The organism is Thermosporothrix sp. COM3 (assembly GCF_059696735.1).
In genome coordinates, this window is the sequence record NZ_AP019376.1 from 135,375 (window position 1) to 151,016 (window position 15,642).

Annotated in this window: 14 protein-coding genes; 8 read left to right on the forward strand and 6 right to left on the reverse strand. The window is 53.9% G+C overall.

The genetic code is table 11. The annotated features are described in order from the left end of the window. Positions 1-49: 49 nt before the first annotated feature. On the reverse strand, positions 50-856 hold the full coding sequence (locus KTH_RS00610; protein WP_497615816.1) for a DeoR/GlpR family DNA-binding transcription regulator: 807 nt from the start codon (positions 854-856) through the stop codon (positions 50-52). Between the two features lie 531 nt (positions 857-1,387). Between KTH_RS00610 and KTH_RS00615 the strand changes: the two genes are divergently transcribed. From KTH_RS00615 to KTH_RS00625, 3 genes are all read left to right on the forward strand, one after another. Further along, on the forward strand, positions 1,388-2,392 hold the full coding sequence (locus KTH_RS00615) for an autoinducer 2 ABC transporter substrate-binding protein (protein ID WP_497615817.1): 1,005 nt from the start codon (positions 1,388-1,390) through the stop codon (positions 2,390-2,392). Positions 2,393-2,473: 81 nt separating this feature from the next. Continuing rightward, positions 2,474-5,023: an ATP-binding cassette domain-containing protein gene (locus KTH_RS00620; protein WP_497615818.1), complete on the forward strand. Its 2,550-nt coding sequence runs from the start codon at positions 2,474-2,476 to the stop codon at positions 5,021-5,023. Further along, entirely contained in the window at positions 5,020-6,111 is a 1,092-nt protein-coding gene (locus KTH_RS00625; RefSeq protein WP_211326033.1) for an ABC transporter permease, read from the forward strand. The genes KTH_RS00620 and KTH_RS00625 overlap by 4 nt, the downstream gene beginning before the upstream one ends. A gap of 175 nt (positions 6,112-6,286) precedes the next feature. Here the strand turns inward: KTH_RS00625 and KTH_RS00630 are convergent, their stop codons facing one another. Beyond that, positions 6,287-6,895: a Uma2 family endonuclease gene (locus KTH_RS00630; protein ID WP_497615820.1), complete on the reverse strand. Its 609-nt coding sequence runs from the start codon at positions 6,893-6,895 to the stop codon at positions 6,287-6,289. A 453-nt stretch (positions 6,896-7,348) separates the two neighbouring features. Between KTH_RS00630 and KTH_RS00635 the strand changes: the two genes are divergently transcribed. Both KTH_RS00635 and KTH_RS00640 read left to right on the forward strand, forming a co-directional pair. Further along, on the forward strand, positions 7,349-7,534 hold the full coding sequence (locus KTH_RS00635; RefSeq protein ID WP_497615821.1) for a hypothetical protein: 186 nt from the start codon (positions 7,349-7,351) through the stop codon (positions 7,532-7,534). A 133-nt stretch (positions 7,535-7,667) separates the two neighbouring features. Next, positions 7,668-7,799, forward strand: a complete 132-nt coding sequence (locus tag KTH_RS00640) for a hypothetical protein (protein ID WP_497615823.1) — start codon at positions 7,668-7,670, stop codon at positions 7,797-7,799. Positions 7,800-8,309: 510 nt separating this feature from the next. On the opposite strand, the gene KTH_RS00645 is transcribed toward KTH_RS00640, so the two are convergent. Then, the gene (locus tag KTH_RS00645) at positions 8,310-9,152 is read right to left on the reverse strand and encodes a MerR family transcriptional regulator (RefSeq protein WP_497615824.1); all 843 of its coding nucleotides are present in this window, start codon (positions 9,150-9,152) and stop codon (positions 8,310-8,312) included. 38 nt (positions 9,153-9,190) lie between these two features. Continuing rightward, positions 9,191-9,343: a hypothetical protein gene (locus tag KTH_RS00650; RefSeq protein WP_497615826.1), complete on the reverse strand. Its 153-nt coding sequence runs from the start codon at positions 9,341-9,343 to the stop codon at positions 9,191-9,193. 42 nt (positions 9,344-9,385) lie between these two features. On the opposite strand from KTH_RS00650, the gene KTH_RS00655 reads away from it, so the two are divergent. After that, positions 9,386-10,276, forward strand: a complete 891-nt coding sequence (locus KTH_RS00655) for a DUF2268 domain-containing putative Zn-dependent protease (RefSeq protein WP_497615828.1) — start codon at positions 9,386-9,388, stop codon at positions 10,274-10,276. 43 nt (positions 10,277-10,319) lie between these two features. Then, positions 10,320-10,658 carry a hypothetical protein gene (locus KTH_RS00660; RefSeq protein WP_497615830.1) on the forward strand — a complete coding sequence of 113 codons (339 nt, stop codon included), beginning with the start codon at positions 10,320-10,322 and terminating at the stop codon, positions 10,656-10,658. Positions 10,659-10,871: 213 nt separating this feature from the next. On the opposite strand, the gene KTH_RS00665 is transcribed toward KTH_RS00660, so the two are convergent. Both KTH_RS00665 and KTH_RS00670 read right to left on the reverse strand, forming a co-directional pair. Continuing rightward, positions 10,872-12,641, reverse strand: a complete 1,770-nt coding sequence (locus KTH_RS00665) for an ABC transporter ATP-binding protein (protein ID WP_497615831.1) — start codon at positions 12,639-12,641, stop codon at positions 10,872-10,874. Then, positions 12,638-14,389, reverse strand: coding sequence for an ABC transporter ATP-binding protein (locus KTH_RS00670; RefSeq protein WP_497615833.1), 1,752 nt, complete (start codon positions 14,387-14,389; stop codon positions 12,638-12,640). The genes KTH_RS00665 and KTH_RS00670 overlap by 4 nt, the downstream gene beginning before the upstream one ends. 610 nt (positions 14,390-14,999) lie before the next feature. On the opposite strand from KTH_RS00670, the gene KTH_RS00675 reads away from it, so the two are divergent. Beyond that, the gene (locus KTH_RS00675) at positions 15,000-15,521 is read left to right on the forward strand and encodes a GNAT family N-acetyltransferase (RefSeq protein WP_497615835.1); all 522 of its coding nucleotides are present in this window, start codon (positions 15,000-15,002) and stop codon (positions 15,519-15,521) included. Positions 15,522-15,642 lie beyond the last annotated feature (121 nt).

Here is a 15,642-nt window from a genome sequence, read left to right on the forward strand (position 1 = left end):
GCCAACATGCGCTACAGACAAAATGGACCGCAGGCACCCTTCACCCGCTTCAGCGCGAGGCTGCGGGAACACCCGAGACATCCACCGTCATCACATTCACATTGCAACGCTCTAACGCTTCCTTATCTCGCGCCGCAATGCCTGTATCGGTAATTAGAAGATCAATCTCATCCAGAGTAGCGAAGTGAGCGAGCGCCACCTGTCCCATTTTTGAGCTATCCACACACAGGATCACCTGGCTTGAGGAACGGATCATCGCCTGCTTGATCTCAGCATCAAAAAGATACGTTGAAGAGAGGCCATCAGGAATCTGCAAACCTCCTGTCGCCAGAAAGAGTTTCGTGATCCGTAGATCACGTAACGCCGAGAGTACCTGTGGCCCACTGAACGAACAGGTGTCGTGGTGAAGCATTCCCCCGAGCAAGAAGAGATGATAACGGGGATTATTCGCCACTTCGTTCGCGGCAGCCAGCGAATAGGTCACAATCGTGAGCGGTATCTCTGGCAGGTTGCGCACCACCTCTATTACAGTGCTTCCCCCATCGATACCGATCACATCTCCTGGCTTGATCAGGCTGGCAGCATATGTCCCGATCGCCTGCTTGGCAGGCAGATTCTCACGAGCACGTATATTAAAATCAGGCTCGACACGTCGAATTTGCGAGAGCCTGGCACCTCCATGTGTCACCTGCACAATTTGCTTTTCCGCCAGTTGATGTAAATCACGCCGAATGGTCATTGTCGAAACTTCTAGCTTCTGACTCAGCTCCGAGACAGAGCAGTAGCCATGCTCTTTGAGCAGTGCGACCAGACGAGCCTGTCTTTCGGTCGCATCATACTTGCGGCCCTCTTCCATTAGCCTTTTTCTCCGTTGTTCTGTGATGTAGCGAGTCGCTTTTATTGTACACTTTTTTCTGCGCCCAATACATTGAACCCTGCCAGCATTCCATGCACCCCATGCGACCATTCTCCCTACCACTGGAAAACCCGCCTGTACCTCTTGTCACAAGATAGCTTTCTCTCCAAAGAATGGCAAGCCTCTTCTTCACCTTCTTCCAGGTACACGGTCTGTTCACAACAGAACATCAAGCAGAGTGTTAGCCGCTAGTTGAGCTTAATAGTAACATAAATTTGTGCGAATAACAACATATTCAAACAAAAACATGTTGAAAACAAACAATTCTTGTGTTAATATTGGTTCCAACCACTTCAGCAAGCATACAGCGAAGTGTCGACACAACAGAGAGCGAGCTGTCCCGTTCAGGAAACAAAAAACCTGCCTGATTACGGTAATGACGCCGAAGCGAAGATCAGGAAACATGTTTTTGCTGATTCACTCCACCGTTGGAGTACAGAAAGGAACCTATTTAGTATGGCTCACAGAAGTTTGAAAAGACTATCTGCGCTATTCGTTACAAGCCTGCTGGTAACGATGCTGCTGGTAGCGTGCGGACCAAGCGAAGCCTCCTCCACCAACGACGGGGGGAAAAAAGTGATCGCTTTCGTCCCAAAGATCATCAACATCAGCTATTTTAACGCGATGAAAGCAGGTGGGGAGGCCGCCGCTAAAGACCTCGGCGTGACCTTTGAATACCAGGGACCAACCACTGCTGACGCGAACGAGCAGGTAAAGATCATCAAGCAGTTGATCGCCAAACATGTTGATGCGATCGCCGTTGCTCCAGACGATCCAGCCGTTGTTGGCCCGGCCTTAAAAGAGGCAGAGGCACAGGGGATTAAGGTCTTCACCACCGATACCGATGCTCCCAATTCAGTACGCAGCGTCTTCGTCAACCAGGCATTGACGTCTGAAATCGGTAACGCCACGATGGACACGCTTGCCAAAGCAATGGGTGAAGAGGGTGAGTGGGCCATTGTTTCGTGCAGCCCCGCCGCGCAAAACCTGAACGAGTGGATCAAAATCGAGCAGGCCCGCGCCACTGAGAAGTATCCAAAACTCAAGTTCGTGACAACCGTCTACTCTGGTGAAGACATCGCCAAAGCGGTCTCTGATACAAAAGACCTGATTACCAGCCATCCCAACCTGAAAGGGATCATCGGTCAGTGCACCACTTCTGCCCCGGGTGTGGCAAAGGCAATCACTGACATGCATAAGAACGGCTCCGTCTTCGCAACCGGTATTGGCCTGCCAAGCGACATGAAGCCGTATATCGAAAATGGCGCCTCGAAGGGCTTCGTCCTGTGGGACCCCTCCAAGCTCGGCTATCTGACGGTCTGGGCCGGTTTGCAACTGGTAAACGGCAAGAACTTCAGCGAGAAGAATGAAGTCTCCAATGTCGGCACCGTCACCTATGACGCCGCGCAAAAGATGCTTGTCCTGGGTCCGCCTCTCGTCTTCGACAAGGACAACATCAACAAATACAACTTCTAAGCTGCTTGAAACCAGCTCTTTTCAATGAAGCGAAGGGGAAGGAAGCTGTTTCCTTCCCCTCCTACCACAGGAGATTTTCACATGTCCACACCAACCGCTGTACCTGCATCGACAGATACCGTTCTGGTTATGGAGGGGATAACCAAAACGTTTAGCGGCGTTCGCGCTCTAAAAGGCGTTTCGATCGATCTACGAGCAGGCGAAGTCCACGCCCTGCTCGGGCAGAACGGCGCGGGAAAATCGACCCTGATTAAAGTACTCTCCGGCGCTCACGCCCCCGATAGCGGCTCCATCACGATGGAGGGCAAAACCGTTTCCTTTGGCTCTCCCGCAGATGCGCTTCGGGCGGGCATTGGAACAGTCTATCAGGATCCCCTCGTCTATCCCGAACTCTCCGTCACCGAGAATATCTTTATGGGCCGCGAGCTACGAGACCGCTTCGGCAATATTGACATGCGGGCCCAGGTAAAGCGAGTTCGGGAACTGCTGCGTGATCTGGAAACTGACCCGAACATCGCGACGTTACCCGTCGGCACCCTGAGCGTCGCGGTTCGCCAGCTTGTGCTGATTGCGAAAGTGCTGAGTTGGGAACCCAAAGTGCTCATCTTTGACGAGCCGACCGCTATCCTGACGCAGCGCGAGGCTGATATCCTCTTCGGTATCATCCGGAAGCTGCGCACGCGTGGCGTCGGGATTATCTATATCAGCCATCGCATGGAAGAGATTTTCGCCCTGGCCGATCGCGTCACCGTGCTCAAAGATGGCGAGAGCAAAGGCACCTGGCCCATTCAAGGCCCTGAAGCGCTTTCCTATGATCGTCTTATTGAGCTGATGGCCGGGCAGGTCCTTCAAGAGGGCATCGAGACACAAGGCCCGCTTTCCGATAAGCCGCTGCTCTCGGTCCGCCATCTGAGCCATGTGAAGACGTATCAGGATATTAGCTTCGACATCCGCCCCGGAGAGATTGTGGGTCTCTTCGGTCTGGTCGGTGCGGGACGCAGTGAGGTTGCTCGGGCCATTTTCGGCGAGGAACCGGCCCAGTCAGGTGAGATACAGCTTGATGGCGAGGTTTTGCGCCTGCGCTCTCCGCAACAGGCGGTACGCAAGGGCATCGCCTATCTTCCTGAAGATCGCAAAGAACAGGGTATTTTCGGGAATCTCTCGATCACCTATAATGCGACTATTACGATTGCGAAGCGCCTGGCGAAGCTTGGCTTTATCACCAATCCACGCCAGGAAGAGCAGGTAACACAGCAGTACGTCAAAGATCTGGCCATTAAAACCCCTGATACGCAGACCAAAATCGCGAACCTCTCGGGCGGAAATCAGCAGAAAGTAGTGTTGGCCAAATGGCTGGCAGCCAAACCCCGACTCCTGATACTCGATGAGCCGACGGCTGGCATCGACATTGCCGCGAAACAGGAGATTCATAACCTGATCGCTCGTCTGGCAAGCGAAGGGGTCGCTATTCTGGTAATCTCTTCAGAGCTTCCCGAAATCCTCAAGCTCAGCGATCGCATTATCACCATGCGCGAGGGTCGCCAGACCGGCGAGTTTCAACGCGGAGCTTCTCCTGAAGCGGTCCTCAGCGCGGCCATGCAAGGGAAAGCCTCGATAGAGCAGCCAGGCGAACAAAAGCCGGAGCAGGCCGCAAAAGAGACAAACACAACGCCTATCTCGCGGCTGATGCAGCATGCTGCTGCGTATAATCGCGAGCTCATTCTGATCGCCATTCTGATTATTGGAAGTCTGATTTTTCAATTGTTCTTCCCGACGTTCCTGACCTGGAATAACATAGCTTCTATTCTTTCAAATGTCGCGGTTGTCTCCATTATTGCGATTGGCATGACGATGGTGATTGTCACCGGGGGGATTGATGTGTCAATCGGGTCCGTAGTGGCAATCTGTATGCTGATATCGGCGAAGGTGATGGTCGCAGGCGGTGATAACATCTTTATCGCGCTGCTGGTCTCGCTTGGTGTTGGTCTACTGGCTGGCGCACTCAACGGTACAATTGTTGCCTTTGGCCGCATCCACCCGATCATTGTAACACTGGGCACCATGAATATTATTCGCGCCCTGCATATTGACCTGCTTGGCCCCAAATGGCTGACGCCTCCGCCTGTGGCGCGAACTCTGGCACTGGGGAACGTGTTCGGTATTCCTATTCCCTGGCTGCTGGTCATCGTGCTCGGGGTAGTGGTGGGCCTGTTCTTGAGCCGGCGCCCGCTGGGTCGTGCCATCTATGCCATTGGTGGGAATCCAGAGGCGGCCCGTCTGGCAGGCATCCGTACGCGCTGGGTCACGATTTTTGTCTATGCGGCAATCGGTATGCTTATCGGTCTGGCAGCACTTATCCAGCTCGGCCAGAGCGGCACCGTTCAGCCGAACACGGCAAATGGCCTTGAGCTCCAGATCATCGCAGCAACAGTCATCGGTGGTACCAACATCCTGGGTGGACGCGGTTCTATTCTGGGGAGCCTGCTAGGCGCTCTGCTGGTGGCGGCCATCCATAACGCGCTTATCACGCTTGGAACCATCTCTCTGCTGGAAGGGCTGGTTATCGGCGCACTCATTATTGTCGCCGTTGGTATTGATATGTTGCAGAAAAGAAAGGCCATAAAAGCATGAAAACTGTTGCGACTCGCAAAAAGGGAGAGATGCCCACGCGGAAGGAACGCTCTCTGCCACGCATGATGGCCTCGTCGCGAAATCTCTTGCTGACCTTGCTGTTTGTGGTCATCTTTTCCTTTTTCTCCAATACCGTCCTGCATTTCTTCAATGGCTATAACATCTATCAGGTGTCACAACAGGGCGTCATCATTGGCTTGCTGGCTATTGGGGAAGCACTGGTGATTATCTCAGGCGGCGGCGCAATCGACCTTTCCGTTGGCTCAATGTTGAGTCTTTCGGGGATGATTCTTGGCTACTTGCATATCGTCCTCGGGGTCAATATCTGGGTCTCGGTGATTTGTGCCGTTCTCGTTGGCGGCCTGCTCGGGGCGATCAATGGCTTTCTGGTCAGTAAGCTGCGCATTCCTCCCTTGATTGTCACATTGGCGACCTTCTATGGTTACGCGGCGCTTGCACTGCAAATTACCGGTACGCGTCCACTTCCCGATGCGACACAACGGAATCTGCCACAGTCGTTCCCGGATGCCTTTGTGATGCTCGGAAATGGCAATGTGCAGGACATTCCCTGGCTCTCCTGGATTCCGCGTATCGGCGGACAAGCTATTCCATTTCAGGTGCTCCTGATCTTCCTGCCGGTTGTCCTGATTACGCTTTTCTGCCTGCGCAAGACAATCGCCGGTCGCTACCTCTATGGCGTCGGGACGAATGCTCTGGCTGCTCGCTTCGCGGCTATTCATGTCTGGAATGTGCGCTTCTGGGCGTATGTTGCTTCTGGCCTGCTCGCTGGCATTGCCGCTGTCATTCAGACCGCTCTGAGTGCCAGCGCTACCCCGAATGTTGGCGATGGTATGAACCTGCAAGCAATCACAATCGCGGTCCTGGGTGGCGTCAGTATCGCAGGTGGCGAAGGCGGCATTCTCGGGATAGTGCTTGCCACGCTGATCGTCATTTTCCTGAACAACGGGCTAGGCCTGCAATTCGGTGATGCTGCGGGTGTCTGGCAACTTGCGGCTCTGGGCCTGCTGCTCATCGGAAGCGTGCTCTTCAATGAGTTCCTTCGCCGTCGCCTTGCGCTCAAGTCCTGAGCAAGCTGAAGGCTCATGTATACTACTGGAAAAGAAAAGTGTATACGTGAGCCTCGCTCTCACTACCCTATCACATCCCTCTCTATGCACAGGTCATCCTCTCTCGACAGAACAGTCACCTACCCGGGTAATCAAGCAGATCCTGTCCCTGACGCGATCAGGAGTGAAACTGCCCTCAAAACACACCTTCATACACCTCATCCACAACAAGCTCTAGATCAAGCTGATCGAGATGAATTGTCTGGCCAGAGCTATAGCGCTCCTGCTTCCAATTGGTTGAGCGCCGATAGACCTCAATGTATGGTTCATCTTGACTGACCAGGAGATAGACTCCCAATGTTGGACACTGAGTGTAGCGAAGAAATTTCTCGGTGCGGTCATATTTCTCTGTACTGGGAGAAAGCACCTTAACAATGATGAGCGGCGATCGCACCCTGAATGGGCGAGCCCGCTTGTCTTTCTCTCGATCTCCCGGGTCACAGGTAACGACCACATCGGGAACAGAAGACGGTTGACCAGGAATCTCTACATATTGCTCTTGATACACCCGGCATGGTCCCCGCTTGCCCAACTGCATTTTGAAGGCCTCGGTCACGTTATAGGAGAGCTCTGCATGCTCGGGGCTCGATCCGGTCATATCAAGAACGGTACCCTGATCTAAAACCGGGTCATAGTCCACTAACTCATAGCGATAATGACTCTCGTCACTTAAAAGCCGCTCAAAAGCGACACGCGTCATTGGAATCCCATGTTGAGGAACCGGAGAGGAATGCTGTTGCGTCACTGCTCTCACCTCCAATCATGAACGGAAACCACTTCCACACGCAAATCTCTTTCCAGTATACCTTTTTCTGTCATTGTATAGCCTGTTTGCCTTGTGTATGCTGCTTGACATCCGGGGTTTGTCGGGCGGTATGCATATAGTGGGATAAGGACGGAACACGAGTCAATGAAGAAGAACATGACACTGTTTGAGGTCAGCCCGCTATTGTTCTGGAAAGACAAATAAACTCTATGTGATAGATGGCCTATTTTCATTCATGTATTTGAATACCAGCCTGTCCTGTTTTATAATATATACATGAAAAAGAGCACTTGAAAGGATTTGCCCATGCGCAGAAGACTTTTGTATTTCTATAGTCTCCCTCTCTTCCTTATTATGCTCCTCTCTCTTCTTGTCGCATGCATCAACATATTCTGGAAAATTCCAGGTTCCTACAATCCTGCAAGCAACCAGGTGCTCTATACCTCCCCGCTAGATCCTGCCGCAATCATCGCGATAGTGCTTATGGGTGAACTCTTTCTGCTGTGCTACCTCTCAAAGCGGCTCCGCTGGATGTACCGAAGCCTCCATGTGTATGCATGGGGAATTGGCTTGCTGCTCTGTTATGCCCAGAGCGGAAACCGCCCGCACGTATTTTGATGGCCTCTTACTTCCGCTACCCGAGCGATCGGTAACAGGCGTTCTCGTTGCCGTTTTCCTGTCTGTCCTCTTGCTTCTTTTTCAAAGGCCGCTTCTCAGGCTGCTCGCAGCCCTCACGAGGCGAGAGGAGCACATGAGCAGCGACATCAAGCCACTCCAATATAGCGGCATCACGCATGTGCCTTCCGGAGAGCGATTCTACGATCAGTATGAGGCGCCGCAGGCAAACTACGAGCCGACTGCGCCACAGCAACAACAGCAATGATTTTCAATCACTTCCTCGGTTTCAGTCCCTTCCCCTCAGGGGCATACCCTTTTCGACGGCACGATCATGTGATTGTGATGCAGCATCTGGAAAGTTTCAATCACTTCCTCGGGGCATACCTTTTTCGACTGCCGGGGCTCCCGTGCTGCTTCTGGAGCTATCTTACAAACTGGTTTGCGGGAACCTCCGCTTCAAGCCTCTTTTTGGGGCCTCAAAAAGGACCTTTTTTGAGGTTAAGAATGCTGTTAACCAGCTTGCCAGGCTCTGCAGAAACCTCTGCGCGAGAACGTGGGAGCACCAGGTTCCCGCGAGATATATCATCGTGTGTCAGAGCCTCGAATAAGCTACTTCGAGCATAACGCATATCGAGATAGAAATCAATCATCCTTTAAGAAGATACCCGTAGTGAAGCGGAAGCGGGTACCTCCTGCGGGGTACACTATAAGGGAATAGCCACCGGATATCAACCAGATCTGCTACACCGCTGGACTTTTCCCTCTACAGGCGTCCTCAATCCTGCGAGCACTCCATCCCAAGATTGCGCTTGTAGTGTGCCAGCGCCTGCTGTAGAAACGCCTTTTCCTCTTCCGTGGAGTGATACAGCGGGAAAGGCTTCTCCTCCAGAGGAAGCCTCTCATAGTTCTCCCACCATCGCATTGCGCTGGCCGCAATATCCGCATCGCCCAGGGTCAGTTGCTGAATCAGCTCACAGTGCTGTTTCGCCAGCGCCTGGCCTTCCACGCCGGTTGGATCTTTCCCCTCTGCAACCAGCCTCTTCAGCTCCACAAACACAGTATCCCATTGCTGCCTCGCCCGGTGCTGATCTTCTTCAGTCCAGTTCTCGGCACGGGCCGCCAGCTTTCGCGTCGCTTCAGGGCTATACGATTTCCGCGCTATTTCCTCCAGTTTTTGTCGTTGCTCCTCGGTGAGATATTTCTTCATCCATGCATTCTTCTGTTCCAGTTGTATCACCTGGATCACATCGACAAGAATCGTTTCCAGATCACCCTGGTCCCTTTTCAACCAGACTTCAGCTTGCTCAAGAGCCTGAAGGACAGCATCCAACTGGCTACGCTTCTCCCGTATGATCTCCTTCTGCATGGCGAGTGTCTCTTGCAAACGCTCCGGCTGCTTTTGCAGACACACTTTGATCTCTTCAAGCGAGAGTCCCAGGTATTTCAACGCCAGAATCTGCTGTAAACTCCACAGGTCTTCATCCGTGTATAAGCGATGTCCTGCTTCAGTATATGCAGAAGGGGAGAGCAGTCCCACTTTGTCGTAAAAGCGCAGCGTTCGTGCTGTCACCGCGGCCTTCCGTGCAAACTGGCTGGTTGTATAGTGTTGACGCTCCACACGTTTTCTCCTTTCACTCAACAGTATATGGTATGACGTTACGTCATAGACAACACTTCAACTAACCCGTAGGACCATTGGGCACGCCACTCTGTAGCGTTGCCGAGCCACCGCACGGTATCATTTCCGGCTCCGGACAGAGCAAAGTCGCGATGAAAACAAAGAAGGGCTTGCATATGACGTAACGTCATGGGTTAGACTCTTCTCAGTATCATCTCGAAAGGACAAACTGAATGAAACTGCATATCATTGATGCCGAGTCTATCTATCAGCGTTTGCTTGCCACTGCCAGCGCACAGGAACGCGAGGCAATCTACCGACAGGAACTGCTGGCTCCGTTTGAAGAAATGATGCATATCTACGGCGGAGGCAATGACCCCCTCGCCTGGGCGAAAATGTGGGGCTTCTATACCCCGGACGATTTCGACAGCGACCAGCGCCCTAGCATTGAGGGCATGGTCAAACGTTTGAGCGATGCGGGAGGTTGGCAGCAATCCTCTATCGCGCTTGAACGAGGGCTTGCTGCATTCGCTCCCTACGCAGATCGTATTGATCTGGACACTATCAACTGTGTGGTCATCCTCACCAAACATAATAGCAGTATGCCTGGTCGGGGCTATGCTGGATTTGGCGTGCCGGGTTATCTCATGGTCTCACTCAGCCTGACCGATGACTATACGCTTCCCCGTATCGGGCCAGCATCGGTCCATGAGCTCAACCACAACGTTCGTTTCAAGCTCGTCCCTTTTCTGCCCATGAGCATCACGGTCGCTGATTACATCATCGCCGAAGGGCTGGCGGAAGCGTTCGCCGCCGAACTCTTTGGCGAAGAGCTGGTTGGCTACTACGTTACCGATTTCAACGAGGAAGAGCTTGCCACAGCCCGGCGTGTCATCGGCGGAGCGCTTGAGGTGAGCGGCTTCCACGCGGTGCACAGCTACATCTTCGGTGACACACTTGCTGAAGCTTCGGGACATCCCAGGGCTGGCGTGCCTGATTTCGCTGGATACGCCATCGGCTATCGGATTGTCCGACAGTATCTTCAGCGTACCGGGCGCTCCGTTGCTGAAGCGACCTTCCTTCCCTCCCGGGAAATCATCGAGGAGTCCGGCTTTTTCGCGTAGGAAGTGCGAAGAACCCGGCTTGAAGCGAAGAAGAGGTCTCGGGATGACGAAGCAGCTCGCGCTTGCGCTCAAGCAGGCGAACCCCGAAGGTTGGCGGGGTTCGCCTGAACCAAAAGCGAGGGAAGCTGCGCAGTCATTCCGAGTGAAGCCCCCTTTTGAAGTCGCACAACGCCTGATCGTTGCGATCGGCACGAGCCCTGCCGTAGGCAGTGATGGTCTTATTTGCATGACGGCCCACAGCAGCTTCACGCCTTCCTTCCTACCGGGAGATGGCGGCTCGTCAATCGCACTGTATCCGGCCACTCATCCCGCTCCACCCTCACTTGCTGTACCGAACACAGCACCGGCCAAGCGGTTCTGCATCTGGCATAGAGAGTACTGAAGCTGCCGGAGTCCTGATGGATCTTCCAGCGTTTCAGGAGGCTGAGCCGTAGTCCAGGCACGCATTGGTAAAGGGGTCCCTGGCAGAAAAACACAAAGGGAAGCCAGATAAAGAGCTGGTTGATCCTGATAAATCACGTGTCCTGCCCGAGGGAAATACAGCAGGGTAGAGTTAGTTGACACTCCCCAGGCTTGTGCCCTGGGGAGTGTCAAGCTATGCGTGCTGCTCATCAAGCCAGAGCTTGCGCATCTCGTCACTGGTTGCGAGCAGTTCGTCCAGCGTCCCTTCAGCCTCGATCCGACCATCTTTGAGTACAATGATATGGTCGGCACGTTGCAGGGTCGCGCGTCGATGTGTCACCACCAGACAGGTCGTGCCCTCACGCTCAAAGATGCGATCCCAGAGGGTACGTTCCGTCTCCACATCCAGTGCACTCGACAGATCATCAATGACCAGCAGCTCAGCATCACGAACAAGCATGCGAGCCGCCGCCGTCCGCTGCACCTGCCCGCCAGAAAGCTTGACGCCACGTGTTCCCACAGGAGTCTCTAAGCCTGCCTCTAGCGCCTGCACATCGCGTTCCATCACAGTGCTGCGCACCGCTGCCGCCAGAGCTACAGGATCTTCAGGCTGCCCGAGCAGAATATTCTGCTTGAGTGTCTCACTGAACAGGCGCGGCACCTGCGCTGTATAGGCCGCACGCGGTGGAACAAAGAAGGATGCCGCATCTTGCACAACCTGTCCGTTCCAGCGAATCTCACCAGCCTCTCGCGGTAAGAGACCAAGCACTGTCTGCAAAAGCGTTGTCTTGCCTGAGCCAACGCGCCCCGTCACTACCGTCAACGAGCCACGCGGCAAACACAGATCCACATCGACAATACCACGCTCCGACGAGGCATGACGATAGGTCAGCCCCTGCGCCTCCACCAGCAGCAAACGATCGCTCTTGTGGCGCTCAACAGGCGGCACCTCTGGCAAGGGACCTTGCAAATGCAGTGGTGTATGCTCAACCAACGCCATTGGAGGCTCATCACCAAGCAGTGTGTTCATCCGTTTGAAGGCCACACCCGTCTGACGATAGTGAGCCAGGAAACGGCCCAGAGTGGACGTAAAGTCAGCGATAAAGTCCAGATACGAGACAAACAGGGCGAACGCACCAACGGTCAAATGACCACTTCGCAGACTTCCAGCAGCAAGCAGCATAATCAGTCCAGTGCCGATGCTCACCATATTGGCCGTCAGAGAATCAATTCCCTGTGATGCCAGGCGATCAATCAGCATCGCGGAACGACGCCGCTCGTTGAGCTTGCGGAACCGTTCAACCGTTCGGGCCTCGGCTCCGGTCGCCTGCACCGTTTGCACTGCGGCCAGTATATCACCGATTGCCCCTGTTACCTGGCTGGTCGCCTCGCTGCTGGCCTCACGATAGCGGCTCAACGCCGTGCTTGCCCATCTTGTAATGATCGTTACGGCAATCAGTGGCAACACGGTAACGGACGCCATGACCGCGTCAATGGATAGCAGCACGATAAATGCAATCAAGGCACTTATGCCCTGCCCGACGATCTCATCACTCCAGTCAACGCCATCTTCAGCTTGATAGGCGTCATCACGAAAACGGCTGATAGTCTCACCTACCGAATAGGGCAGGGCACGTGCTCCCGGACGCTTCAACAGCGCACGCAGCAGGTTCAGCCGTACCAGGCCGCTCATCGTAAAGCGCATCAGGATCTCGACAAAACCACCACCGAGCCACAAGGCCACCCGTCCCACTGTCAGCAACACCATCATCACAAGCAGTCCTGGTATCCCCCCGGGCAGATGTGCCTGACCGGTCAGCGTATCCAGAAATGCACTGGCAAGCCATCCCGTGAGCAGGGACGACAGATCAAACGAGCTCCAGAACGCCGCGTGCAGAAAGTAGAGCCCGAGCCGATAGCGGATCATTTCCAGCAGATACCGCCAGGTTGGAAACACTTTCATAGCGTGACCTCCTCTGTCGCAACCCGAAGCAATTCAGCAAAGCGTGAGTTCGGGTCGGCCATCAGGGCGCGGCGTGGTCCATGCTCACGCACCTGTCCATCTTCCATCACAAGAATCTCATCGGCATAGGTCAGCGTTGCCAGCCGATGCGCGATGATAATCCCGGTACGACCTTCAAGCATTCGACCAAGTGCGGTATGCACCAGCCGATCAGTAAGCGGATCAAGCCGCGAAGAGGCTTCATCCAGAATCACCAGGTCAGGTTCATGCAACATGATGCGTGCACATGCGATAACCTGTGCCTGTCCGGCAGAAAGCCCGGCCCCATCGGATAAAAGCACAGTATCTAATCCCTGCGGCAGCTCTTGTAGCCAGTCTGCCAGACCCAGCGTTTCCAGTATCTCGCGAATGCGCTCATCCGAGAAACCTGCTTCAAAGAGCGTCAGGTTATCACGCACACTCGCACGGAAAAGATGCACTTCCTGCGTTACCATCCCGATACGTGAGCGAATGGCTGCTAGCTTCACATCACGCAGATCCACCCCGTTCAGGCGCACTGTCCCAACTTGAGGATCATAAAAGCGTAACAGCAGTCGTGTCAGTGTTGTCTTACCACTTCCGGTACGTCCTACTACGCCTAGCACACGACCCGGCGCAAGCGAGAACGAGACATTCCGCAAAACCGGAGCGTCTTCCGCATAGGCGAACGAGACATTTTCCAGTTCAATCGCCAGCGGTCCCGAAGGCAACGACGAGACCGGCCCGTCGACAATGCGCGGCTGTATTCTCAAGAGCGCCTCAATACGACTGATACTGGCATCCGCCTGTTGCAAATCCTGAATCTCGTCTCGTATCTGCTCAACCGGCTCACGCAGCATCCTGGTATAGCGAAAAACCAGGTAGACCACACCAATGGTCAACAGCCCCGACTGGTACAGCAGCGCACACAGGGCAAAGGAGGCAGCCGTTCCAAGCGAAAACAACCCCATACTGACCGCCGTCATACCATACCCCCACATCTGTGCCTTGCGGGTGATCGGCAGCCATGAACGCAGTACCTCGGCAAACCGCCGCAGCACAAACGCACTCGCACCACTGGAGCGGATATCCTGCAAGCCAGCCAGATATTCACTCAGGAAGCCAAAGAAATCAGCATTTGCCTGACGATCGGCTGCCCACAGAGGAGTGGCCGCCGCCCGAATGCGCAAAATGACGATCAGCGCTACTACTACAAAACCACTCATCACCAGGCCAACGCGCCAATCAATGTGATAGAGTAGCCCGAGGACACCAAGCATCAGAATACCGTTCCCGAGCACATAGACCACAAATCGCGAGAAGAAGCGGGCCAGCGTCGCCACATCACCGTCTACGCGCTCAATCAACTCACCGGGCGTATGTGCGGTATGAAATGAGGCATCTAGCCGCAGCAAATGAGTCAGCAGGTCCGCTCGCAGCGTATTGGTCGCCGCCCAGCTAACCATCTCGGCGATCCCGGTTTCGGCAATTGCCATTCCCTGTTGTAACAGCGCCAGAGCAATGGTGGCCAGCGCCAACACCATCAGGTCGCTTAATTCGCCACCAGAGATCGCGCGATCAATAAAGGCACTCGTAACCAGTGGCGTCGCCACCTGTACCCCGATCGTACAGCACAAAATCAATGCTAGCAGACCCATTCTCCACCACTGAGGACGCAGGTAGCGGGAGAGAAGATGCCAGTAACGGCTTAGCGCGCGCAAGAAGTGCATGCCGCCCTCCTTCCAGCGCTCCAAACACACCATGCGAAAATGGACAGCATATCCTGTCTCTTGCGGAAAAACTGAAGAGCTATCAAAGCGTGAATTCTTCCTTTTCTCTTATCATTGCATCAAAAGATCGTAGAGCATGAACAAAAAAGGCATAGAGAAGCCGCGTCATTCGCTGTTCATGCGGAATCAATCTGGTGAGGAAAAGGTGATGCTAGAAGAAAAGGGAGAGACTGCCTGAGTAGCAGCCAAAAAAGAACCCTTGAGGCAAAGTGGGCTGAGGGTGAGAGAAAAAAAGACCAGAAGAAAGGAAACACTATAGACAGGTTTCCCTTTTGCACAAAGGACGGCCGTCGTCCTCCTCGCTCAATCAAGCGCTATGCAGGATACGCGACCAGACCACTACAGCACACTTAGCGTAGCAACACCTTTGTAGTCGTTGCGGGCATGATAAAAATTACCTCCATGAAAAACAAGATAGTGTTATCATAATTGATCCTGAACAAAAAGTCAAGACCGAATTCCTCGCTTTTTTGAACAGCGACAGCGAGAATAGCCACAGCAACGCTTGACGTATGTTCCTTCTGTAGCGTATAAAGAATACGGTATCTGCGTGGCAAGCTATCAGACGAAAGAGGAACAGCATACGTTGACACTCCGCCGCTACACTCCCACCGATCAAGCAGCCGTTGAGGCGCTGCATGTGTTCGCACTCCAGCAGACCGGGGCTTATCTTGGTCGAGGACCCTGGGACGACGATATCTACGCAATTGAGGATGTGTATCTCAACAATCAGGGCGAATTTCTCATTGGTGAATGTGACGGTCGCCTTGTCGCAATGGGTGCGTTACGACATACCGACGCAGAGCGAGCCGAGATCAAACGCATGCGTGTTCACCCCGACTATCAAGGGCGCGGCTACGGTCAGCTACTTCTCCATACCCTTGAACAGCGTGCTCGTGAGCTTGGCTACCGCATCCTGCATCTGGATACCTCCCTGCTGCAACTTCCGGCTCGCAAACTTTATGAGAAGAACGGCTTTTGCGAAGTCGGCAGAGACTACTTCCAACAGCAAACAGGTGCGGGCACCTATCAGCCGCTAGAGGTTATCCTGTACGAAAAACCCATCGCATAAACAGGCAACGACACAAGCTGCTCCTCAATACAGACCACAGAGAAGTGCACCCGGGGCCTCAGACAGAGAAGCCAGCTCGACGAGCAGCAGGATACACTTGAGCGACCAGAGCGAGCAGGTC

Coding starts and splice junctions, on each gene's coding strand:
- KTH_RS00610 (WP_497615816.1), bottom strand. CDS start 856: ATGGAAGAGGGCCGCAAGTATGATGCGACCGAAAGACAGGCTCGTCTG.
- KTH_RS00620 (WP_497615818.1), top strand. CDS start 2,474: ATGTCCACACCAACCGCTGTACCTGCATCGACAGATACCGTTCTGGTT.
- KTH_RS00625 (WP_211326033.1), top strand. CDS start 5,020: ATGAAAACTGTTGCGACTCGCAAAAAGGGAGAGATGCCCACGCGGAAG.
- KTH_RS00640 (WP_497615823.1), top strand. CDS start 7,668: ATGAGCAGCGACATCAAGCCACTCCAATATAGCGGCATCACGCATGTG.
- KTH_RS00650 (WP_497615826.1), bottom strand. CDS start 9,343: ATGACGTTACGTCATATGCAAGCCCTTCTTTGTTTTCATCGCGACTTT.
- KTH_RS00655 (WP_497615828.1), top strand. CDS start 9,386: ATGAAACTGCATATCATTGATGCCGAGTCTATCTATCAGCGTTTGCTT.
- KTH_RS00660 (WP_497615830.1), top strand. CDS start 10,320: ATGACGAAGCAGCTCGCGCTTGCGCTCAAGCAGGCGAACCCCGAAGGT.
- KTH_RS00665 (WP_497615831.1), bottom strand. CDS start 12,641: ATGAAAGTGTTTCCAACCTGGCGGTATCTGCTGGAAATGATCCGCTAT.
- KTH_RS00670 (WP_497615833.1), bottom strand. CDS start 14,389: ATGCACTTCTTGCGCGCGCTAAGCCGTTACTGGCATCTTCTCTCCCGC.